The 21,226-nt window shown below is 61.0% G+C and carries 23 protein-coding genes and 3 tRNA genes; 19 read left to right on the plus strand and 7 right to left on the minus strand.

Features of this window, described 5'->3' with window-relative positions; genetic code table 11:
- Window positions 1-179 precede the first annotated feature (179 nt).
- From MOP87_RS04775 to MOP87_RS04785, 3 genes are all read right to left on the minus strand, one after another.
- Window positions 180-256, minus strand: a tRNA-Met gene (locus MOP87_RS04775).
- Window positions 257-416: 160 nt separating this feature from the next.
- Window positions 417-493: transfer RNA gene (locus MOP87_RS04780), tRNA-Met, on the minus strand.
- Between the two features lie 135 nt (window positions 494-628).
- Window positions 629-705 (minus strand) — tRNA-Met (locus MOP87_RS04785).
- Window positions 706-913: 208 nt separating this feature from the next.
- On the opposite strand from MOP87_RS04785, the gene dinB reads away from it, so the two are divergent.
- The gene (gene dinB / locus MOP87_RS04790; protein WP_027914206.1) at window positions 914-1,978 is read left to right on the plus strand and encodes a DNA polymerase IV; all 1,065 of its coding nucleotides are present in this window, start codon (window positions 914-916) and stop codon (window positions 1,976-1,978) included.
- Window positions 1,979-2,156: 178 nt separating this feature from the next.
- Here the strand turns inward: dinB and MOP87_RS04795 are convergent, their stop codons facing one another.
- The 3 genes from MOP87_RS04795 to MOP87_RS04805 all read right to left on the minus strand — a co-directional run bounded on the left by MOP87_RS04795 (window position 2,157) and on the right by MOP87_RS04805 (window position 6,274).
- A complete protein-coding gene (locus MOP87_RS04795) occupies window positions 2,157-3,107 on the minus strand; it encodes a hypothetical protein (protein ID WP_027914207.1) in 951 nt (316 codons plus the stop codon).
- Between the two features lie 20 nt (window positions 3,108-3,127).
- Window positions 3,128-4,843 (minus strand): proline--tRNA ligase, encoded by a 1,716-nt coding sequence (locus MOP87_RS04800; RefSeq protein ID WP_027914208.1) that lies wholly within the window; start codon window positions 4,841-4,843, stop codon window positions 3,128-3,130.
- 159 nt (window positions 4,844-5,002) lie between these two features.
- Window positions 5,003-6,274 carry an OprD family porin gene (locus MOP87_RS04805; protein ID WP_027914209.1) on the minus strand — a complete coding sequence of 424 codons (1,272 nt, stop codon included), beginning with the start codon at window positions 6,272-6,274 and terminating at the stop codon, window positions 5,003-5,005.
- Window positions 6,275-6,860: 586 nt separating this feature from the next.
- On the opposite strand from MOP87_RS04805, the gene MOP87_RS04810 reads away from it, so the two are divergent.
- Together MOP87_RS04810 and MOP87_RS04815 are read left to right on the plus strand one after the other, a co-directional pair.
- Window positions 6,861-7,292 (plus strand): HIT domain-containing protein, encoded by a 432-nt coding sequence (locus MOP87_RS04810; RefSeq protein ID WP_028687382.1) that lies wholly within the window; start codon window positions 6,861-6,863, stop codon window positions 7,290-7,292.
- A complete protein-coding gene (locus MOP87_RS04815; RefSeq protein ID WP_027914211.1) occupies window positions 7,282-7,488 on the plus strand; it encodes a SlyX family protein in 207 nt (68 codons plus the stop codon). The genes MOP87_RS04810 and MOP87_RS04815 overlap by 11 nt, the downstream gene beginning before the upstream one ends.
- A gap of 78 nt (window positions 7,489-7,566) precedes the next feature.
- On the opposite strand, the gene MOP87_RS21740 is transcribed toward MOP87_RS04815, so the two are convergent.
- Window positions 7,567-8,160: a cold-shock protein gene (locus MOP87_RS21740; RefSeq protein ID WP_027914212.1), complete on the minus strand. Its 594-nt coding sequence runs from the start codon at window positions 8,158-8,160 to the stop codon at window positions 7,567-7,569.
- A gap of 273 nt (window positions 8,161-8,433) precedes the next feature.
- Between MOP87_RS21740 and MOP87_RS04825 the strand changes: the two genes are divergently transcribed.
- From MOP87_RS04825 to queE, 16 genes are all read left to right on the plus strand, one after another.
- Complete coding sequence (locus MOP87_RS04825; protein ID WP_023536324.1) at window positions 8,434-8,907, plus strand: Dps family protein; 474 nt, start codon at window positions 8,434-8,436, stop codon at window positions 8,905-8,907.
- A 138-nt stretch (window positions 8,908-9,045) separates the two neighbouring features.
- Window positions 9,046-9,375 (plus strand): ribbon-helix-helix domain-containing protein, encoded by a 330-nt coding sequence (locus MOP87_RS04830; RefSeq protein WP_027914213.1) that lies wholly within the window; start codon window positions 9,046-9,048, stop codon window positions 9,373-9,375.
- A 92-nt stretch (window positions 9,376-9,467) separates the two neighbouring features.
- Window positions 9,468-9,689 carry a zinc ribbon domain-containing protein gene (locus tag MOP87_RS04835; RefSeq protein WP_023536249.1) on the plus strand — a complete coding sequence of 74 codons (222 nt, stop codon included), beginning with the start codon at window positions 9,468-9,470 and terminating at the stop codon, window positions 9,687-9,689.
- A gap of 93 nt (window positions 9,690-9,782) precedes the next feature.
- Complete coding sequence (gene aspS, locus MOP87_RS04840; protein ID WP_027914214.1) at window positions 9,783-11,558, plus strand: aspartate--tRNA ligase; 1,776 nt, start codon at window positions 9,783-9,785, stop codon at window positions 11,556-11,558.
- Window positions 11,559-11,665: 107 nt separating this feature from the next.
- Window positions 11,666-12,412, plus strand: coding sequence for a YebC/PmpR family DNA-binding transcriptional regulator (locus MOP87_RS04845; protein WP_242810177.1), 747 nt, complete (start codon window positions 11,666-11,668; stop codon window positions 12,410-12,412).
- Window positions 12,413-12,572: 160 nt separating this feature from the next.
- Entirely contained in the window at window positions 12,573-13,097 is a 525-nt protein-coding gene (gene ruvC, locus MOP87_RS04850) for a crossover junction endodeoxyribonuclease RuvC (RefSeq protein ID WP_023536229.1), read from the plus strand.
- A gap of 108 nt (window positions 13,098-13,205) precedes the next feature.
- A complete protein-coding gene (gene ruvA / locus MOP87_RS04855) occupies window positions 13,206-13,823 on the plus strand; it encodes a Holliday junction branch migration protein RuvA (RefSeq protein ID WP_027914215.1) in 618 nt (205 codons plus the stop codon).
- Window positions 13,820-14,866 (plus strand): Holliday junction branch migration DNA helicase RuvB, encoded by a 1,047-nt coding sequence (ruvB, locus tag MOP87_RS04860; RefSeq protein WP_023536242.1) that lies wholly within the window; start codon window positions 13,820-13,822, stop codon window positions 14,864-14,866. Before ruvA ends, ruvB begins: the two co-directional genes overlap by 4 nt.
- A gap of 125 nt (window positions 14,867-14,991) precedes the next feature.
- Window positions 14,992-15,444, plus strand: coding sequence for a tol-pal system-associated acyl-CoA thioesterase (gene ybgC, locus MOP87_RS04865; protein WP_027914216.1), 453 nt, complete (start codon window positions 14,992-14,994; stop codon window positions 15,442-15,444).
- Between the two features lie 2 nt (window positions 15,445-15,446).
- The gene (gene tolQ, locus MOP87_RS04870) at window positions 15,447-16,142 is read left to right on the plus strand and encodes a protein TolQ (protein ID WP_027914217.1); all 696 of its coding nucleotides are present in this window, start codon (window positions 15,447-15,449) and stop codon (window positions 16,140-16,142) included.
- A 14-nt stretch (window positions 16,143-16,156) separates the two neighbouring features.
- A complete protein-coding gene (tolR, locus tag MOP87_RS04875) occupies window positions 16,157-16,609 on the plus strand; it encodes a protein TolR (protein ID WP_003254760.1) in 453 nt (150 codons plus the stop codon).
- Entirely contained in the window at window positions 16,609-17,730 is a 1,122-nt protein-coding gene (gene tolA / locus MOP87_RS04880; protein ID WP_033694990.1) for a cell envelope integrity protein TolA, read from the plus strand. Before tolR ends, tolA begins: the two co-directional genes overlap by 1 nt.
- Before the next feature lie 26 nt (window positions 17,731-17,756).
- A complete protein-coding gene (gene tolB, locus MOP87_RS04885) occupies window positions 17,757-19,028 on the plus strand; it encodes a Tol-Pal system beta propeller repeat protein TolB (protein WP_023536327.1) in 1,272 nt (423 codons plus the stop codon).
- A 54-nt stretch (window positions 19,029-19,082) separates the two neighbouring features.
- Window positions 19,083-19,586, plus strand: a complete 504-nt coding sequence (gene pal, locus MOP87_RS04890; protein WP_023536326.1) for a peptidoglycan-associated lipoprotein Pal — start codon at window positions 19,083-19,085, stop codon at window positions 19,584-19,586.
- A 6-nt stretch (window positions 19,587-19,592) separates the two neighbouring features.
- Window positions 19,593-20,399 (plus strand): tol-pal system protein YbgF, encoded by an 807-nt coding sequence (ybgF, locus tag MOP87_RS04895; protein ID WP_028687384.1) that lies wholly within the window; start codon window positions 19,593-19,595, stop codon window positions 20,397-20,399.
- Window positions 20,400-20,573: 174 nt separating this feature from the next.
- Window positions 20,574-21,221, plus strand: coding sequence for a 7-carboxy-7-deazaguanine synthase QueE (gene queE, locus MOP87_RS04900; protein WP_028687385.1), 648 nt, complete (start codon window positions 20,574-20,576; stop codon window positions 21,219-21,221).
- The last annotated feature ends 5 nt before the right edge of the window (window positions 21,222-21,226 follow it).

Genomic DNA, 21,226 nt, shown 5'->3' on the forward strand with positions numbered 1-21,226 from the left:
TACTCCGGCCATGGGCGCTTAACAGCCCGGCAGGGGTTAAAGATAGTTCATCCACGCAAGGGTAGCGCCCGCCGCTAATCGGGTATGCGCCAAGGCATGCAAGCGTCGCTTGCAAGTAAGGGGGTAGAAACGAAAAACCCCGCGCGTATCGCTACGCACGGGGTTTGTTCTGACGAATATGGTTGCGGGAGCCGGATTTGAACCGACGACCTTCGGGTTATGAGCCCGACGAGCTACCAGACTGCTCCATCCCGCGTCAGAGGTGCGCATTCTACAGCGAAGCGCATTGGTGTCAAGCGTTTAATGAAGCGCGAGGCCAACGCTTGAACAGAGCAGGGCGCATCCATGCTTACCCTGTTGCCGTTTGACAGGCAAAGAAAAAGGCCACTGCGTTAACAGTGGCCTTTTCTTGAACTTGGTTGCGGGAGCCGGATTTGAACCGACGACCTTCGGGTTATGAGCCCGACGAGCTACCAGACTGCTCCATCCCGCGTCTGTGGGGCGGATTCTACAGCTTCAGCCGGTGGTGTCAAGTGCTACTCATTGATTTAGCGAGGTTTTTTACAAATTGCTTTTTGCGCGCGCAAAGAAAAAGGCCACTGCGTGAACAGTGGCCTTTTCTCGAATCTGGTTGCGGGAGCCGGATTTGAACCGACGACCTTCGGGTTATGAGCCCGACGAGCTACCAGGCTGCTCCATCCCGCGCCTGTGAAATCGAATTCTACGGATTTATCATGCAGTGTCAAGCAAATAGTGTGAAAAGCCCTTTTTGTTCAATCCTTTAGGTGTGTAAAGCGCGGGCTTGGGTAGCGCTCATGCAGTGAATGCCGGCGCTGCCCAACCATGCCCATGCTGTTTGAACCTGAAACCATGCGCTATTATCTGTATGAATTTACAGTGCTTATGGTCATACATGTCCCTGCGCAAGATCATCCACGTCGACTGCGACTGCTTTTATGCCGCCATCGAAATGCGCGACGACCCTCGTCTTGCAGGTCGTCCCATGGCAGTGGGCGGGTCGGCCGAAAGGCGTGGGGTCATCGCCACGTGCAACTATGAAGCGCGTGCCTACGGGGTGCGTTCTGCAATGTCGTCCCGTCACGCCCTCAAGTTGTGCCCGGACCTGCTGATCGTCAAACCTCGCTTCGAGGCTTACCGTGAGGCTTCTCGAGAGATACATGCCATCTTTCGTGACTACACCGACCTGATCGAGCCGCTGTCGTTGGACGAGGCCTACCTGGATGTCAGCGAAAGCCAATGGTATGCCGGCAGCGCTACACGCATCGCCGAAGACATCCGTCGGCGCGTGGCTCGTACCCTGCACATCACCGTCTCGGCCGGGGTGGCGCCCAACAAGTTTCTGGCCAAGATCGCCAGCGACTGGCGCAAGCCCAATGGCCTGTTCGTGATCAAGCCTGATGAAATAGAAGCGTTCGTGGCGGCGCTGCCGGTCACCCGTCTGCACGGTGTGGGCAAGGTCACTGCAGACAAGCTGACCCGCCTGGGGATCGAGACCTGCTCGCAGTTGCGCGACTGGTCTCGCCTGGCGCTGGTGCGTGAGTTCGGCACCTTTGGCGAGCGGTTGTGGGGGCTGGCGCGTGGCATCGATGATCGCGTGGTTCAAAACGACAGTAGACGGCAGTCGGTCAGCGTCGAGAATACCTACGACACCGACCTGCCGGACCTGCCCAGTTGCCTGGCACGGTTGCCGGAGTTGCTGCAGAGCCTGAACGAGCGCATCGAGCGAATGGACAGCACCTACCGGCCGGAAAAGCCTTTCGTCAAGGTCAAGTTCCATGACTTCACCCAGACCACCCTTGAGCAGGCAGGCGCCGGCAGGGACTTGGACAGTTACCGGCAGCTGGTGACGCAGGCGTTCGCGCGCGGTGGTAAACCTGTGCGATTGCTCGGTGTAGGGGTGAGATTACGGGACTTGCGCAGCGCGCATGAACAGCTGGAGCTTTTCCCGCCGGCATAGCGTGCAGTTGAAGGAAGGTGTTGAGAGACGCGAAAGTGCCGCTGTCATGGCGTACTTCAGGTTTATCGCCGACATGTAGGCTTCCATTATGGGGCCAGGCAGCGCGTAAGGCCTTTTAAAAGCAGTTGCCGGCGTTGAACCCACCACGGGTTCAACGCAGGTCAACCACAGGCGGCCATCAATGCCCGGGGTCGGCAACCAGTCGGCCAGTGGCTTTGGTCAAGGACTGCAAGAACTCCTGTTGCAACTCAGGATCGTTGCGCGTCAGCTCGATCAGGCTCTGCTCCAACTCACTGGCTTCCTCTTCAAGGCCCAGCTCGGACAGCCGCTTGACCCGGTGCACCCACTGGCTCACCTCATCATCTTCGAGGTCGTCGAAAATCAGCTCGTGAGCTTCACGCAGCTTGTTGCGCAGCGTGGCGCTGATCAACAAACTGGCATCACCGCGCACGGCATTGTCCTCATCGACCACTTGCAGGTGCAAGGTGCCGACGTGGTTGAGGTTCTGCTCCGAGAAGGGGCTGTCGAGCAGGTTCAGGCGCAGAATGCCCGCGCGGTCAGTGGTCAGCTCATAGGTGTTCTTGCCGGCCTTGACCTCCACCAGGCGCTCGCTCCACGGCATGCTCGTGGCCTCTTCGCGCTTGGCTTTCTGCACTTCGCTGATGCCTGCGAGGTTCTGCTGGGCGCGGCCATTGGAGGGCACGTTCATGAACGGATTAAGGCCGTCCACGCCATAACTGAGCCAATCGTGGGTAATGCTCTGGGGCAGGTTGCCCAGGGCGAAGACGTTGACCACGTTGGCACCCACGCCCGCTACCACCGCCACGGCGCCCAGCGGAATCTCGTAGATTTCCCGCCAAGGTTGGTAAGGGGTGTAGCGGTCGTAATGGCGCGTCACCTCGAACTCGGTGACCTCGAAACGCTTCTGCTCATGCACGCGTACACGTCGTTGCGGCAGCTCCATCACCTTCGGCTCGCCAACGTCGATCTGCAGGGTGTGTTCGAGCAGTTTGCGCTCGACGCGCTCCTCGTGGTCGCTGCGCTGGGGCATCTGGTTGGCGCAGCCGCTGACGAGCAGGACGCCGCACAGTGCGGCGCCCTTGAGCTTATAGGTACTTCGCTTGGACATGATCACTCGTGCATTGATTATCAGCGGCGAACGCGGGCCTGCAGGAAGGTCAGCACTTCTTCGAGTGGCAACACCTGGGCATCCTGCTCGGTACGGTGTTTGTATTCCAGGTTGCCATCGGCCAGGCTGCGATCGCTGACGACGATACGGTGCGGAATGCCGATCAGCTCCATGTCGGCAAATTTGATGCCGGGGCTGGTCTTCTTGTCGCGGTCGTCGAGCAGCACTTCGTAACCTGCCGCAGTCAGCTCGGCATACAGCTTGTCGGTGGCTTCGCGAACCACTTCGGTTTCATAGCGCAGGGGTACCAGGGCAATCTGGAAGGGCGCCAGGGCGTCGTTCCAGATAATGCCTTTCTCATCGTGGTTCTGCTCGATGGCAGCGGCCACCACGCGGGACACGCCGATGCCATAGCAGCCCATGGACAGCATGACCGGCTTGCCATTTTCGCCCAGGACCTGGCACTTGAGTGCCTCGCTGTACTTGGTACCCAGCTGGAAGATGTGACCCACTTCGATGCCACGCTTGATCACCAGCGTGCCCTGGCCATCCGGGCTTGGGTCGCCCTCGACCACATTGCGCAGGTCGGCCACCTGTGGCACTGGCAAGTCACGCTCCCAGTTCACGCCGAAATAGTGCTTGTCGTCGATGTTGGCACCGATACCGAAGTCGCTCATCAAGGCGACCGAACGGTCGATCACGCATTCGAGCGGCAGGTTCAGCGGGCCCAGCGAGCCTGCGCCAGCACCAATGGCCTCGCGCAGTTCGGCATCGGTGGCCATGACCAGGGGGTCAGCCACTTGTTCCAGCTTCGCGGCCTTGATTTCGTTGAGCTCGTGATCGCCGCGCACGATCAGGGCGACCAGCTTGCCTTCCTCGGCGCCGCGTACGATCAGGGTCTTGACGGTCTTTTCGATTGGCAGACCGAAGTTTTCGACCAGTTGGGCGATGGTCTTGGCATCGGGCGTGTCGACCAGGCGCAGTTCTTCGGTAGGGGCAGGGCGCACGGTTTCGCGCGGCACGGCCTCGGCCTTTTCGATGTTGGCGGCGTAGTCGGAGCTGTCGCTGAAGATCACATCGTCTTCACCGGACTGGGCAAGGACGTGGAATTCATGGGAATAGCTACCACCAATGGAACCGGTGTCGGCCTGCACTGGGCGGAAATCCAGCCCCAGACGGGTGAACACATTGGTGTACGCCTGGTGCATGCGGTCGTAGGTTTCCTGGAGGGAAGCCTGGTCGGCATGGAAGGAGTAGGCGTCCTTCATGATGAACTCGCGGCCACGCATCAGGCCGAAGCGCGGACGGATTTCATCGCGGAATTTGGTCTGGATCTGGTACATGTTCAAAGGCAGCTGCTTGTAGCTCGACAGCTCGTTGCGTGCCAGGTCGGTGATGACCTCTTCGTGGGTCGGACCCACGCAGAAATCGCGCTGATGCCGGTCCTTGACCCGCAGCAGCTCGGGGCCGTACTGCTCCCAGCGGCCGGACTCCTGCCACAGTTCGGCAGGCTGGATGCTGGGCATGAGCACTTCAAGAGCGCCGGCGGCGTTCATTTCCTCGCGCACCACGTTCTCGACCTTGCGCATTACCCGCAGGCCCATTGGCAGCCAGGTGTACAGGCCGGAAGCCAGTTTGCGGATCATGCCGGCACGCAGCATGAGCTGATGGCTGATGACCACTGCGTCGGCAGGGGTTTCTTTTTGGGTGGCGAGCAAATATTGACTGGTGCGCATGGTTAGCCGTGTCGATTGCCTAAGACGTTGAAATAGCCCCGCATTGTACGGGGGTGAAGCCAAGGCGTACAGGATGCCCCAGGGCGTCCTGCTTGTCAGCCAAGAAAAAGCCCGGCGCGGTCGCCGGGCTTTTCAGGTGCGAAGCGTTGCAAGCCAGGCTTACAGGATGCTCAGCGGGTACTCCACGATCAGGCGCAGCTCGTCCAGGGATGGGGAGCCGTAGTAGACGCCATCGGAGGAACGGTAGGTGGCTTGACGAACGCGGAAGCTCAGGTCCTTGGCCGGGCCTTCTTGCATCACGTACTTGATGTCGATGTCGCGTTCCCATTCTTTGCCGTTGCTGGTGGTGCCGGTGTCGGCGCCGCTGCCACGCACGTAGCGGGTCATGAAGCTCAGGCCTGGAATGCCATACTCGGCGAAGTTCAGGTCGTAGCGAGCCTGCCAGGACTTCTCGCCCTCGGCGTTGAAGTCGGAACGGGCCACGGAGTTGGCCAGGAACACGGTACCGCCACCGTCGACGCCGTAGCCATAGTCGCCGTCGCCGGTGACTTTCTGGTAGGCCAGGGTGAAGGTGTGAGCGCCGATGTTGTACGCACCGGACAGGCTGAACGCACGGTTGTCGAGCTTGGTCACGCCGTCTTTTTCGGCGCGCTGCAGGCCTTGGCCGTCGCTCTTGGTGTCATAGAAGTTGAAGTCGAACACCAGGCCTTGCTTGTCCGACAGCGGCAGCGCCCAGTTGACGTTGGCGTAGTATTTGCGCCAGTAGTCTTCCACCTTGGAGTAGTACAGGCTGGTGGACAGGCTGTCGGTGAAGGCATAGGTGCCGCCGAATACGTCGGCTTCCTTCAGGCGCAGGCTGTCGCGGTTGGTCTGCTCCTGACCGGTCAGGCTGGTGAAGCGACCGGCGTGCAGGGTCAGGCCCTTGATGTCGTTGCTGGTCAGCAATGCGCCCTGGGCGATTTCCGGCAGCAGGCGGCTGTCGTCGGTGGCGAATACCGGCAGGGCGGTGAACTGGTCGCCGACTTTCAGCACGGTGTCGGAGATACGGAATTTGACCGCGCCGCCACCCTTGGAGTAGTCATCCTGCGCACGGCCGTCCGAGCCGTTCGGGAACAGGCCGGTGCCAGCACGGCCCTTGCCGCTGTCCAGTTTCAGCCCGAGCATGCCGATGGCGTCGATGCCCACGCCGACGGTGCCCTGGGTGTAGCCCGACTCGTAAGTGCCCACGAAGCCGAGACCGGTTTCTTCACGGCGGCTCTGGCCGCCTTCGTTGTTGCGGAAATCACGGCTGAAATACAGCATGCGAGTTTTGACGCTCAGCTTGCTGTCTTCAATGAAACCTTTGGACTCATCCTGCGAAGAGGCCAGTGCCATCTGCGAGGACCCCGCCGAAACGGCCAGGGCGATCATGCTCCACTTCATCACGCGCATCGTGACTTGCTCCTTTGGTTTTTTTAGGAAGAGTACCGCTGCATCCAGGTGTTCTAGTTATAGGGTGCAGCTCTTTCTTGTTATGTCGGCGAAAATGTATAGCACGCTGAGGGACGTTGGCGATATGGCGCAAAGCACTCTGAATGGAACTTTTTGGCCGTGTCGCTGTCGGGCACTTCAGCGTCGCATCCGAGGGTGGTAACGCCCGGTGTGCAGGTGTTGCAGAGAGCATGCCGACTTGGCGTGAAGGCAATGCAACAAGCGTGCTCAACCTGGGCTTGCATTGATGAATTTTTCACGAAATTTTCAGGAAACCGTTTTAACCGCCGTAAATACGGGGGTTGGTCGGACTGGGCGTCCGGCCCGCTCATCGCGTCCATTCAGTTGGCTAGCTTGCTATCAAAGTCAATGTGTTACCGCAACATGTTAAGGCGGTGTCAATTGTGGTGGGCCAAGGCGCCAGTCAGCGTGGCGAAGCACCTTATTGGTGCGAAAAGTAGCGCTGTGTTACCGCAATCGCGCAAGGTATCCTTGCCGCCGTCTCTACCGCCACCGTGCGGGTCGCTTTGCCTGAAGGAGGTACGCCGTGTTCGTTCTTGATCCACGCTTGCAGCAGGACACTTGGGTGCTGGGCGATTTCGCCCTGTGCCAGTTGCTGCTGAGCCGAGATGCCAACTACCCCTGGTTCATCCTGGTGCCCAGGCGTGCCGAGGTCAGCGAATTGTTTGACCTCAGCCTGGCTGAGCAGCACCTGCTCTGGCAGGAAACCACACAGCTTGCCGAGGCACTCAAGCGCAGCTACGGGGCCGACAAGATGAACGTGGCGACGCTGGGCAATGTGGTCAGCCAGATGCACATGCATGTGATCGTTCGCCAGCACGATGATGTGGCCTGGCCTGCACCGGTCTGGGGCAAATGCCCGGCCGTGGCCTATACCGACGCACAAGTACAGGCGGTACGCGCCCGCGTGCGAAATCTGCACCTTGAAGGTTTCCAGGAGGCCGCCCATGTCGCTTGAGCCAAGAATGGTCGAGCTGGAAACGCGCCAGGCATTCCAGGACGACACCCTGCAGGCGCTCAACGATGTGGTGGTCGAGCAAGGGCGCGTGATCGAGCGGCTGCAGTTGCAGATGGCCGAGCTGATCAAGCGTTACGAGGAGATGGCGGGTCAGTATGGCAGCGAGGGTGAAGAGGCGCCGCCGCCTCACTATTGATCATCGGGTCGTCAGGCCTGTCGCAGCCTTGGGCTGAGCGACAGGCCTGGTTTGAACGTGTTTAAGCCTGCTCGCCTGTCAGCGGCGCGTGACGGCGACCACGTCCTCGGCCTGCAGGCCCTTGTCGCGGTGCATCACCGAGAACTCGACGCGTTGACCTTCTACCAGGATGCGATGGCCTTCGCCGCGGATGGCGCGAAAGTGCACGAAGATGTCATCGCCTGAGTCCCGGGAAATGAACCCGAACCCCTTGGACGTGTTGAACCACTTGACCGTGCCCGTATCTCGGTTGCCGGCCTCGGTCAGTGGCTGTTGGCTGCTGCGTACCTTGCGCGCGCCCTGGGCAAAGCCTGCGCCCAGGTGCAGGGCCACAGCCAGTGCGGCGCACACCAGCGCCGCCAGGTTGCCAAGCTCTGGTCGAGCGAGCACGGTAAGGGTTTGAAGTACCACAGCCACCACCAGCAGGGCACAGGCGAGATATTGCAGTTGCTGCCTGGCACCTCGGTAGTACAGCGGTACGACAGGGGCCAGGATCAGGTTGAGCAAGCCGAACAGGGCCAGATAGACCGCGTCGGGTTGTTGCAGGAAAGGCGTTGCCTCGGTTTTAAGACTGGGAATGAACGCTAGCAGCAAGGCTGCCGCGCCTGTCACCAGGTGGACGATCTTGAACATGGGATTGGCTCACATTGATTGAAGCTGATCACGGGAAGAGCTGACGGCCCGGTGCGCATGAAGTGTTGGCGCGAACACGTGGCCTTCTGCCTATGCATTCGGCAATTACAGTCCGCACGAATGGCACGCTGCCTATTTAACCGTAAACCTGCAGGGTACTCAAACTGCCACCCGGCGCCCTGCCTGCGGCCACCTGGCAGAGGCACGGCGCTCAGAGTGTTGCTAAAGTGGTCGGCACCCGCTTGGGTTTCACGTTTTCCGAAGGGGAGCATCATGGCAATCGATATCGGCATCAGTGAAGAAGATCGCAAGTCCATCGTCGATGGGCTTTCCCGCCTGCTTTCAGATACCTACGTGCTGTATCTGAAAACCCACAATTTCCATTGGAACGTCACCGGGCCCTCGTTCCGTACCCTGCACCTGATGTTCGAGGAGCAGTACAACGAGCTGGCGCTGGCGGTGGACGCCATTGCCGAGCGCATCCGCGCCCTGGGTTTCCCGGCGCCTGGGTCCTACGCGTTCTACGCCAAGCACTCTTCCATCAAGGAAGAGGAGGGCGTCCCCCCAGCCGACGAGATGATCCGGCAACTGGTGCAAGGGCAGGAAGCGGTGGTGCGCACCGCCCGCAGTATCTTCCCAGCGGTGGACAAGGTCAGCGATGAGCCAACCGCCGACCTGCTCACCCAGCGCATGCAAGTGCACGAAAAGACCGCATGGATGCTGCGCGTACTGCTCGACGAGAAATAACCGGGCCATGCCGGCAGGCCTTTCCAGGGTGACTGGGCGGGCCTGCCGCTTTCTGTGCGGGAAGGGTTTGCCGCTGCTCTGCAATGGCCCGTTCGGCGCTTGATACACCCCTTGGTTCAATCATCAGGAGGTGTGCAGATGGCTCAGTCTGGGAAACGGACGGCAGGTCAGGGGCGCTGGCCCGGCAAGCAATGCGTCGACCCATTCACGGCAGATTTCGACATGCTGCAGACCCAGCCTGTGTCTCGCTCGGTGCGGCTCAACGGTTTTTCCACCTGCCTGCGCCTCGAGGCCGTGTATTGGGGTATCCTCGAGCGCATTGCCGCTGCCAACCAATGCTCGGTCAGTGCGGTGTTGTCCTATGTAGACCGTGAGGTGCACCTGCGCCAAGGGGGCGTGCGCAACTTCAGCGGCCTCATACGGGTGATCTGCGTGGCCTGGTTGCAGCAGCCGCCGACGTCGCACTGATCGCCCGGCGGGCTGCGCAGCGCTGGTTAACCATATATAATCCCGCCTTTTGCTGCCCAGGCAGCCAGCGTTATGGTTGACGAGAGACATCCATGCCCCTTTACGACTATCAATGTGCATCCTGCGAGCATCGCATGGAAGTGCTGCAGAAAATCAGCGCCGCGCCGCTCACCGACTGCCCGGCCTGCCAGGCGCCGGCGATGAAGAAACTGCTGTCGGTGCCCGGCTTTCGCCTGAGCGGCAACGGCTGGTACGAAACCGACTTCAAGACCGGTGCGAAAAAGAATCTGGCAGGCGGCGACAAGGCCGACTGAGTTGAATGCTATGACCGGGTCTTGCAGTATTAGCCCTCCGGGCGGCCAAGGCCTCCATCGAATACACGAATCACGAGAAGCGAAACCACCATCATGATGCGCAGCCATTATTGCGGCCAACTGAACGAGAGCCTGGACGGCCAGGAAGTCACCCTTTGCGGCTGGGTCCATCGTCGCCGGGACCACGGCGGGGTGATCTTCCTCGACATCCGTGACCGCGAGGGCATGGCCCAGGTCGTTTTCGATCCGGATCGCGCCGACACCTTCGCCGCAGCCGACCGTGTGCGCAGCGAGTACGTCGTGCAGATCACCGGCAAGGTCCGCCGTCGCCCGGAAGGTGCTGTGAACAGCAACATGGCCTCCGGTGCCATCGAAATCCTCGGCTATCAGCTCAACGTGCTGAACGAAGCCGAAACCCCGCCGTTCCCGCTCAACGAATACTCCGACGTTGGTGAGGAAACGCGTCTGCGCTACCGTTTCATCGACCTGCGTCGTCCTGAGATGGCCGACAAGCTGCGCCTGCGCTCGCGCATCACCAGCAGCATTCGACGCTTTCTCGACGAAAACGGCTTCCTCGATGTGGAAACGCCGATTCTGACCCGCGCCACGCCTGAAGGCGCGCGCGATTACCTGGTGCCAAGCCGCACCCACGCCGGCAGCTTCTTCGCCCTGCCGCAGTCGCCACAGCTGTTCAAGCAGTTGCTGATGGTCGCCGGTTTCGACCGCTACTACCAGATTGCCAAGTGCTTCCGTGACGAAGACCTGCGTGCCGATCGCCAGCCAGAATTCACCCAGATCGACATCGAGACCAGCTTCCTGGACGAGTCCGAGATCATGGGCCTGACCGAGAGCATGATCCGCAAGCTGTTCAAGGAAGTGCTGGACCTGGAGTTCGGCGAATTCCCGCACATGACCTTCGAGGAAGCCATGCGTCGCTATGGCTCCGACAAGCCAGACCTGCGCATCCCGCTGGAACTGGTCGACGTCGCCGACCAGCTCAAGGACGTGGACTTCAAGGTGTTCGCCGGCCCTGCCAACGATCCTAAATGCCGCGTCACCGCGCTGCGACTGCCAGGCGGCGCCAGCATGCCGCGCAGCAAGATCGACGAGTACACCAAGTTCGTTGGCATCTACGGTGCCCGCGGCCTTGCCTACATCAAGGTCAACGAGCGTGCCAAGGGCGTTGAAGGCCTGCAGTCGCCGATCGTCAAGAACATCCCCGAGGCCAACCTCAACACCATCCTCGACCGCGTGGGCGCCGTTGACGGCGACATCGTGTTCTTCGGTGCCGACAAGTTCAAGGTGGTCAGCGAAGCGCTGGGCGCCCTGCGTATTCGCCTGGGTCACGACTTCGAACTGTTCACCTGCGAGTGGGCACCGATGTGGGTCGTTGACTTCCCCATGTTCGAAGAAAACGAAGACGGCAGCTTCACCGCGCTGCACCACCCGTTCACCGCGCCCAAGTGCACGCCCGAGGAACTGGAGGCCAACCCGGCCACGGCCCTGTCCCGTGCCTATGACATGGTGCTCAATGGCACCGAACTCGGTGGCGGTTCGATCCGTATCCACCGCAAGGAAATGCAGCAGGCCGTGTTCCGCCTGCTGGGTATCGAAGCGGCGGAACAGGAAGAGAAGTTCGGCTTCCTGCTCGATGCCCTGAAGTTCGGTGCGCCGCCTCACGGTGGCCTGGCCTTCGGCCTGGATCGCCTGGTCATGCTGATGACCGGCGCCCAGTCGATTCGTGAAGTGATTGCCTTCCCGAAAACCCAGAGCGCTGCGTGTGTCATGACCCAGGCACCGGGCATGGTCGACGCCAAGGCATTGCGCGAGCTGCACATCCGTCTGCGCGAGCAGACCAAGGTCGAGTAATCGGCCCGGGCGCAGCCGGCGGTTGCGCCCACGCGCTTCGGCGCAGTCTTTCCACGTTCCGCCCTTCGGGGCGGAACCTGTTTCTGTTACAAGGATCGGGAGTCGTTATGGCGGGTCATTCCAAGTGGGCGAACATCAAGCACCGCAAAGAGCGCCAGGATGCCAAGAGGGGCAAGGTATTCACCAAGTGGATCCGCGAGCTGACGGTCGCCGCCAAGCAAGGCGGCCCGGACCCTGCCTCCAACCCGCGCCTGCGCCTGGCGCTGGACAAGGCACTGGGTGCCAACATGAGCCGCGATATCATCGATCGCGCGGTGGCCCGTGGCGCCGGCACGAACGAAAGCGACAACGTCGAAGAGCTCAGCTATGAAGGTTACGGGCCGGGCGGTGTGGCGATCATGGTCGAGGCCATGACCGATAACCGCAACCGCACCGCTGCGGCAGTGCGCCATGCCTTCACCAAGTGCGGGGGCAACCTGGGCACCGATGGTTCGGTCGCCTACCTGTTCGAGCGCAAGGGGCAGATCAGTTTTGCTCCGGGCGTGGAGGAGGATGCCTTGATGGAGGCGGCGATGGAGGCCGACGCCGACGACGTGGTGGCCCACGAGGATGGCTCGTTTGACGTGTTCACCTCGTTCAACAGCTTCTACGCCGTGCGCAATGCCTTGGAAGAGGCCGGCTTCAAGGCGGCCGACGCCGAAATCGTGATGCACCCGACCACCAGCGCCGAACTCGATCAGGAGGGCGCCGAGAAGGTACTCAAGCTGATCGACATGCTCGAAGACCTGGACGACGTACAGAACGTCTACTCCAATGCGCAGATTTCCGACGAGATCATGGAAAACCTCGGCTGAGGGCTTTCTGGCGCACCATACTGACGCCTTCGGGCGTTTGTACAGGCCCTTTCGCAGGGCGCCCGTGGCACAGGTGGCAGCACTGGCGACCTGGCCAGGGGGTTGACCTGCGAAAGGGCCTGTACTGTTTGCACACCGCTTCACTTCAACGACAGGCGCTATGACTCTGATTCTAGGTATCGACCCCGGCTCGCGCATCACAGGTTATGGCGTTGTTCGCCAGACCGCACGTGGTTGCGAGTACGTGGCCTCAGGCTGCATCCGCACAGGCAGTGGTGAACTGCACGAGCGTTTGCAGATCGTGTTTCGTGGGGTCAGCGAAGTCATCGGCCAGCATGGCCCGGTGACCATGGGCATCGAGCGAGTTTTCATGGCCCGCAACGCCGATTCGGCCCTCAAGCTGGGGCAGGCCCGAGGCGCGGCCATCGTCGCAGCGGCTGAAGCAGGGCTGGAAATCGCCGAGTACAGCGCCACCCAGGTCAAGCAGGCGGTGGCTGGTACGGGCGGGGCGAACAAGGACCAGGTGATGATGATGGTAATGCACCTGCTCAAGCTGACCCAAAAGCCCCAGATCGATGCTTCCGACGCGCTGGCCATTGCCTTGTGCCATGCCCACACCCGTTCGAGTCTGGTGCCCCATGGGCTGTCTACGGCGCGTCGGCGCGGTGGGCGCTTGCGTCTGTAAGCGCTTCATGCGCTGATACACATTTTGTGCAGGCGGAGCGTCCGCCTGCCGTATTTGCTGATAGGGTTGAGCGGCCATCGGGCAGCTCCCCGTGAAAAGGATCGAAACGTGATCGGACGTTTGCGCGGCACCCTGGCGGAAAAGCAGCCGCCGCACCTCATCATCGACGTCAATGGCGTGGGCTACGAACTGGAAGTCCCCATGACGACGCTCTATCGCCTGCCCAAGGTCGGCGAGCCGGTAACGGTGCACACGCACCTTGTGGTGCGTGAAGACGCCCACCTGCTCTATGGCTTTGCCGAAAAGCGCGAGCGCGAATTGTTCCGCGAGCTCATTCGGCTCAACGGTGTGGGCCCCAAGCTGGCCCTGGCACTGATGTCCGGGCTTGAGATCGATGAGCTGGTGCGCTGCGTGCAGGCCCAGGACGCCTCGGTATTGGTACGCGTACCCGGTGTAGGCAAAAAAACGGCAGAGCGCCTGCTGGTCGAGCTCAAGGACCGCTTCAAGGCTTGGGAAACGTCCCCGGCCATGTTCGCGCTGGTGTCCGATGGGCCATTGCCGGCCGCCAGCGAGTCCAGCGCCGAGGCGGATGCGGTCAGCGCCCTGGTGTCCCTGGGCTACAAACCCCAGGAAGCGAGCAAGGCCATCGGCGCGATCAAGGACAAGTCGGGGCTTTCCAGTGAAGAGCTGATTCGCCGCAGCCTCAAGGGGATGATTACCAAGTGATCGAAGCCGACCGCCTGATCGCTGCCAGTGGCCGCGACCGCGAAGAAGTCCAGGATCGCGCCATCCGGCCCTTGCGGCTGGAGGAGTACATTGGCCAGCCTGTGGTGCGCGAGCAGATGGCACTGTTCATCCAGGCGGCGCGCGGGCGCAGCGAGTCGCTCGACCACACGCTGATCTTCGGCCCGCCAGGCCTGGGCAAGACCACCCTGGCCAACATCATCGCCCACGAAATGGGGGTGTCGGTCAAAAGCACCTCGGGGCCGATCCTCGAGCGCCCTGGCGACCTGGCCGCCATGCTGACCAACCTTGAGCCTCATGACGTGCTCTTCATCGACGAGATCCACCGGCTGTCGCCGGTCGTCGAAGAAGTGCTCTATCCAGCCATGGAAGACTTTCAGCTCGACATCATGATCGGCGAAGGCCCGGCGGCCCGCTCGATCAAGCTCGACCTGCCACCTTTCACGCTGGTCGGTGCCACGACGCGCGCCGGCATGCTCACCAACCCGCTGCGCGACCGTTTCGGCATCGTGCAGCGGCTGGAGTTCTACAGCGACAAGGACCTGGCGACCATCGTCAGCCGTTCGGCCAACATCCTGGGCCTGGTCATCGAGGACCTCGGTGCCTATGAGATCGCGCGCCGTGCCCGCGGCACACCGCGCATTGCCAACCGCTTGCTGCGGCGGGTGCGCGATTACGCCGAGGTACGCGGCAAGGGCCAGATTACCAAGGCCGTGGCCGACATGGCGCTCAACCTGCTGGACGTCGATGAGCGCGGCTTCGACCATTCCGACAGGCGCCTGCTGCTGACCATGATCGAGAAGTTCGACGGTGGCCCGGTCGGCGTCGACAACCTTGCCGCCGCCATCAGCGAAGAGCGTCACACCATCGAGGACGTGCTCGAGCCTTACCTCATCCAGCAGGGCTACATCATGCGTACGCCCCGTGGCCGTGTGGTGACCCGACACGCCTACCTGCACTTCGGGCTGAATGTTCCCGGGCGATTGGGGGAGGGCGCGGATTTTTCCGAGCCGGGTGATGAATGACAGATCGAAACACGCTTTTCGTGGTCCTACCGCTGGCATGCCCAGGGGGCCATGGCACCCGGATATCGATAGTGAAAAAACAGTTGTCACAGCGGATTGGCAAGCCAAGGAGTAAGCACTAGAGTATGCGCGCGCAAAAAGGCCTGGAACCGTTCGCACACCGTTGTCGCGTCTATTACGAAGATACCGATGCCGGTGGTGTGGTGTATTACGTCAATTACCTGAAATTCATGGAGCGCGCGCGCACCGAACGCTTGCGGCACCTGGGCTTTTCCCAGTCGCAACTGGCTGAAGACAACCTGCTGTTCGTGGTCCATTCCAGCGAAGCGCGTTACCACGTGCCGGCGCGGCTGGACGATGAATTGCGGGTGACCGCGCAAGTACTTGAACTCAATCGCGCCAGCTTGCGCTTCGTGCAGCAAGTGTGGCGGGAAAAGGACGACGCACTGCTTTGTGAAGGGCGGTTTCTGATCGCCGCCGTGCGCGCCGACACTTTCAAACCCCGAGCCATACCTCCCCAGCTGCGCGACGCCTTTGCGGCAGACGGCTCGGGTAATCAATCGAATGCAGGAGAATAAGCGTGGAAGCTAACGTCGTCGACCATACCTCCATGTGGAGTCTGGTCAGTAACGCCAGCGTTGTGGTGCAGTTGGTGATGCTGACCCTGGTGGCCGCCTCGGTCACCTCGTGGATCATGATTTTCCAGCGCAGCACCATGCTGCGCGCCGGTCGTCGTGCGCTCGATGCTTTCGAGGAGCGCTTCTGGTCGGGTATCGACCTGTCCAAGCTGTACCGTCAGGCAGGCAGCAACCCGGACCCGGACTCGGGTGTGGAGCAGGTCTTCCGTGCAGGCTTCAAGGAGTTTTCCCGTCTGCGCCAGCAACCTGGCGTTGATCCGGACGCCGTGATGGAAGGGGTTGGCCGTGCCATGCGCGTCGCCATCTCCCGCGAAGAAGAAAAGCTCGAGCAGAGTTTGCCGTTCCTGGCGACCGTGGGTTCGACCAGCCCCTATATCGGCCTGTTCGGTACCGTGTGGGGCATCATGAACTCCTTCCGCGGCCTGGCAAGTGCGCAACAAGCCACGCTGGCTACCGTTGCCCCCGGCATCGCCGAAGCGCTGATCGCCACGGCCATCGGCCTGTTCGCAGCCATTCCGGCGGTCATCGCATACAACCGCTTTGCGGCCCGCAGTGAAACGCTGATCAGCCGTTACTACACCTTCGCCGACGAGTTCCAGGCGATCCTGCACCGCAAAGTGCACACCAGCGAAGAGTAATCAGGTACAAGCCCATGGCCCGAGTTCGCCACAAACGCAAGCCCGTCGCCGAGATGAACGTGGTGCCCTACATCGACGTGATGCTGGTGCTGCTGGTCATCTTCATGGTGACGGCGCCCATGCTCAATCAGGGCGTGAAGGTCGATCTGCCCAAGGTTTCCAGCGAAGCCTTGCCGCAGGACAACAACGTCCAGATCCTCACCATTTCCATCAAGGCCGACAAGACCTACTACTGGAACCTTGGCAGCGAAGTCGATACCGACAAGCAAATGGACAAGGCTATGACCTTGCCGGCCATGACCGACGCCGTTACCAAGATCATCGCGGCCGGTCGCGACCAGGGCAAACAGACCCAGGTATTCATCCGTGGCGACAAGGCGGTGGACTACGGCGCGGTCATGGGTGCCATGGGCGGGCTGCAGAAAGCCGGTGTCGGTAACGTCGGCCTGATTACCGAGGCACCCTGATGCAACAGCGAGAGCCCTCTGCCTCGGAAAGCTACTTCTGGCCCAGTGTCTGGGCCATCGGCCTGCATGTGCTGGTGTTTGGCATGCTGTTCGCAAGCTTTGCCATGACGCCTGAACTGCCACCGTCCAAGCCGATCGTTCAGGCTACGCTCTATCAGCTCAAGTCCAAGAGCCAGGCGACTACCCAGACCAACCAGAAGATTGCCGGGGAAGCGAAGAAAACCGCTTCGCGTCAGACCGAGGTCGAGCAGCTTGAGCAGAAGAAGGTCGAGCAGGAAGCGGTGAAAGCCGCGGAACAAAAGAAAGCCGACGCTGCTCAAAAGGCCCAGGAGGCACGCGAGGCTGCCGAGGCCAAAAAGGCCGAGGACGCGGCCAAGGCTGCCGAAACGGCCAAAGCTGCTGAAGCCAAGAAAGCGGCCGAAGCCAAGAAGGCCGATGAGGCGAAGAAGGCTGCCGAGAAACAGCAAGCTGACATCGCCAAGAAAAAGGCTGAAGAAGAAGCGAAGAAAAAAGCCGAAGAAGAGGCCAAGAAGCAGGCCGCTGAAGAGGCGAAGAAGCAAGCTGCCGAGGAGGCCAAGAAGAAAGCCGCCGAGGATGCGAAGAAAAAAGCGGCCGAAGACGCCAAGAAGAAGGCGGCAGCGGCCGAAGAAGCGAAGAAGAAGGCAGCCGAGGACGCCAAGAAGAAGGCCGCAGCGGATGCCCAGAAGAAAAAGGCACAGGAAGCAGCTCGCAAGGCGGCTGAAGACAAGAAGGCACAGGCCCTGGCCGAGCTCTTGTCCGACACCACCGAGCGGCAGCAGGCGCTGGCCGACGAGCAGGGTGACCAGGTGGCCGGCGACTTCGACGACCTGATCCGTATGCGCGCGGCAGAAGGCTGGGCTCGCCCGCCATCGGCGCGTAAAGGCATGACGGTGGTACTGCAGATCAACATGTTGCCCGATGGCACTATCACCAGCGTCAGCGTGGCCCGGTCAAGCGGTGACGGCCCCTATGACAGCTCGGCGGTGGCAGCGGTGAAGAACATCGGTCGCCTGACTGAAATGCAGGGCATGAAGCCGAGCGATTTCAACCAATATCGCTCGTTCAAGATGACATTTACACCTGAGGATCTAGCGTTGTGATTAAACGTCTGAGAGGACTGCTGGTCATGCTGTGCTGCGTGGCAGGCATGGCCGTAGCAGAGGAAAAGAACATCCTGGTCACCAGTGGCAGTGACCGGGCAACGCCAATTGCAGTGGTGCCGTTCGCTGTTCAGGGTGGCAGTGTGCTGCCTGAAGACATGGCCGACATCATCGGCAACGACCTGCGCAACTCCGGCTACTACTCGCCCATCCCGCGCCAGAACATGATCAGCCAGCCCTCCCAGGCCAGCGAAGTCATCTTCCGCGACTGGAAGGCGCTGGGTGCCCAGTACGTGATGGTGGGCAGCATCGTGCCCTCCGGTGGTCGCCTGCAGGTGCAATACGCCCTGTTCAACGTTGCCACCGAGCAGCAGGTCCTGACCGGCAGCGTTGCCGGCACCACCGACCAGCTGCGCGACATGTCGCACTACATCGCCGACCAGTCGTTCGAGAAGCTCACCGGTATCAAGGGTGCCTTCTCCACGCGCATGCTGTACGTGACGGCCGAGCGCTTCTCTACGAACAACACGCGCTACACCCTGCAGCGTTCGGACTATGACGGCGCCCGCGCCGTGACCCTGCTGCAGTCCCGCGAGCCGATCCTGTCGCCGCGCTTCGCGCCCGATGGCAAACGCATCGCCTATGTATCGTTCGAGCAGAAGCGCCCGCGTATCTTCGTTCAGCACATCGACACCGGTCGCCGTGAACAGGTCACCAACTTCGAGGGCCTCAATGGCGCACCTGCCTGGTCGCCCGATGGTTCGCGCCTGGCCTTCGTGCTGTCCAAGGATGGGAACCCGGACATCTATGTGATGAACGTGGCCTCGCGTCAGATCAGCCGCGTGACTGCCGGCCCTGGCATCAATACCGAGCCATTCTGGGGTAAGGACGGCAACACCCTGTACTTCACGTCCGACCGTGGCGGCAAACCGCAGATCTACAAACAGTCGGTCAGTGGCGGCAGCGCCGAGCGCGTAACGTTCGTGGGTAACTACAACGCCAACCCGAAACTCTCGGCAGACGAAAAGACCCTGGTGATGATTCACCGCCAACAGGGTTTCACCAACTTCAAAGTTGCCGCTCAGGACTTGCAACGCGGAAGTGTAAAGATTCTCTCGGAAACAAGTCTTGATGAGTCTCCCACTGTTGCGCCCAACGGCACCATGCTAATCTACGCCACCCGCCAGCAGGGCCGGGGAGTCTTGATGCTCGTGTCGCTTAATGGCCGCGTGAGGCTCCCACTTCCTACCGCTCAAGGCGAAGTCAGAGAACCGTCCTGGTCCCCTTACCTGAACTGATTGCGGCGTAATACGTTTTGCTTAACACACTGGGGTTTCATTAGGAGTTTCACGATGGAAATGCTGAAGTTTGGTAAATTCGCTGCGCTGGCTCTGGCCATGGCTGTGGCTGTAGGTTGCTCCTCCAAGGGCGGTGACAACGCAGGTGAAGGCGCTGGCGCCGTTGATCCGAACGCTGGCTACGGTGCCAACACCGGCGCAGTCGACGGTTCCCTGAGCGAAGAAGCCGCTCTGCGCGCAATCACCACCTTCTACTTCGAATACGACAGCTCGGACCTGAAGCCAGAAGCCATGCGCGCTCTGGACGTTCACGCCAAGGACCTGAAAGCCAACGGCAACCGCGTTGTCCTGGAAGGCAACACCGACGAGCGCGGCACCCGCGAGTACAACATGGCTCTGGGTGAGCGTCGTGCCAAGGCCGTTCAGCGCTACCTGGTTCTGCAGGGCGTTTCCCCTGCTCAGCTGGAAGTGGTTTCCTACGGCGAAGAGCGTCCAGTTGCTACCGGCAACGACGAGCAGTCCTGGGCTCAAAACCGTCGCGTAGAACTGCGTAAGTAAGTTCCTATGCGTAAGTGCCGCCGTGCAGTAACCGTCCTCGCACTCAGCCTGCCCCTTTCGGCGTGGGCTGCAGTCCCTGTAGTAGATGACAACACAGGCAGCTATCCGCCTGCGGGTTATGGCACGAGCGGCGCCTATGCCGGGTCAGGGGCTTCGGCCCCTGCCTCTGCACAGGGCCAGCTGTTCATGCAGCTGCAACAGATGCAGGATCAGCTTTCCCGCCAGCAAGGCATCATCGAAGAGTTGCAAAACGATGTGTCTCGCATGAAGCAGGAAAACCTGGAGCGATACCAGGACCTGGACCGTCGCATCAACAGTGGCGCCGCGCCTGCCGCGACCCCTGACAATTCTTCCGCCGGTGGTGCCTCTGGCGCCGCCGCGGGGGCTGCAGCCGGTGCTGCTGCCCAACAACCGGCCGCCAGTAGCGAGCCCGGTGATCCGGCCAAGGAAAAGCTCTACTACGATGCTGCCTTCGACCTGATCAAGCAAAAAGACTTCGACAAGGCCAGCCAGGCGTTCAACGCCTTCCTGCGCAAGTACCCCAACAGCCAATATGCCGGTAATGCACAGTATTGGCTGGGCGAAGTGAACCTGGCCAAGGGTGACCTGCAGGGTGCAAGCCAGGCATTCGCCCAGGTAAGTCAGAAGTACCCCAAGCACAGTAAGGTGCCAGACTCCTTGTACAAGCTGGCCGATGTCGAGCGTCGTCTCGGTCACACGGACAAGGTGAAGGGTATTCTCCAGCAGGTGGTGACCCAATATCCGGGCACATCGGCTGCGCAATTGGCGCAACGAGACCTGCAAAAGCTGTGAAGTGATGCGGCGCTTGCCTGCCGTTCGAAAGAAACCCGCGCCTGGCGCGGGTTTTTTCGTTAGAATCACCGCCCTTTTTTCGTAAACACGCTGTCACGGATAACGCTATGTCGAGTCCGTGCCAGTGCCTGACGGAGGCGGGCAGCCTGTTTTGCTGTCACGCCCGTGGCGATCATGCAAGATACATTACGCATCACCGAAGTCTTTTACTCGTTGCAGGGTGAAACACGAACGGCTGGGCTGCCCACGGTATTCGTGCGGCTCACCGGTTGCCCCCTGCGCTGCCAATACTGCGACAGCGCCTATGCCTTCAGTGGCGGCACACTGCGCAGCCTCGATTCGATCCTTGAACAGGTGGCTGGCTTCAAGCCGCGCTATGTCTGCGTGACGGGCGGTGAGCCCCTTGCCCAGCCTAACGCCTTGCCCCTGTTGCAGCGCCTGTGCGATGCCGGTTACGAGGTTTCGCTGGAAACCAGCGGCGCGCTCGATATCGCCGGCACCGACACCCGTGTCAGCCGCGTCGTCGACCTGAAAACCCCGGGTTCGGAAGAATCGCACCGCAACCGCTATGAGAACATTGAGCACCTGACGCCCAACGACCAGGTCAAGTTCGTCATCTGCTCTCGCGAAGATTACGACTGGGCGGTGTCCAAGCTGATCCAGTACAACCTGGCCGAGCGCGCCGGCGAAGTATTGTTCTCGCCGAGCCACCACCAGGTGAGCGCCACTGACCTGGCTGACTGGATCGTTGCCGACAACTTGCCTGTCCGTTTCCAACTTCAGCTGCACAAGCTGTTGTGGAACGACGAACCTGGGCGCTGAGCAAG

The sequence above is a fragment of the Pseudomonas sp. I3-I5 genome, assembly GCF_022699445.1.
GTDB classification, from domain to species: domain Bacteria; phylum Pseudomonadota; class Gammaproteobacteria; order Pseudomonadales; family Pseudomonadaceae; genus Aquipseudomonas; species Aquipseudomonas fulva.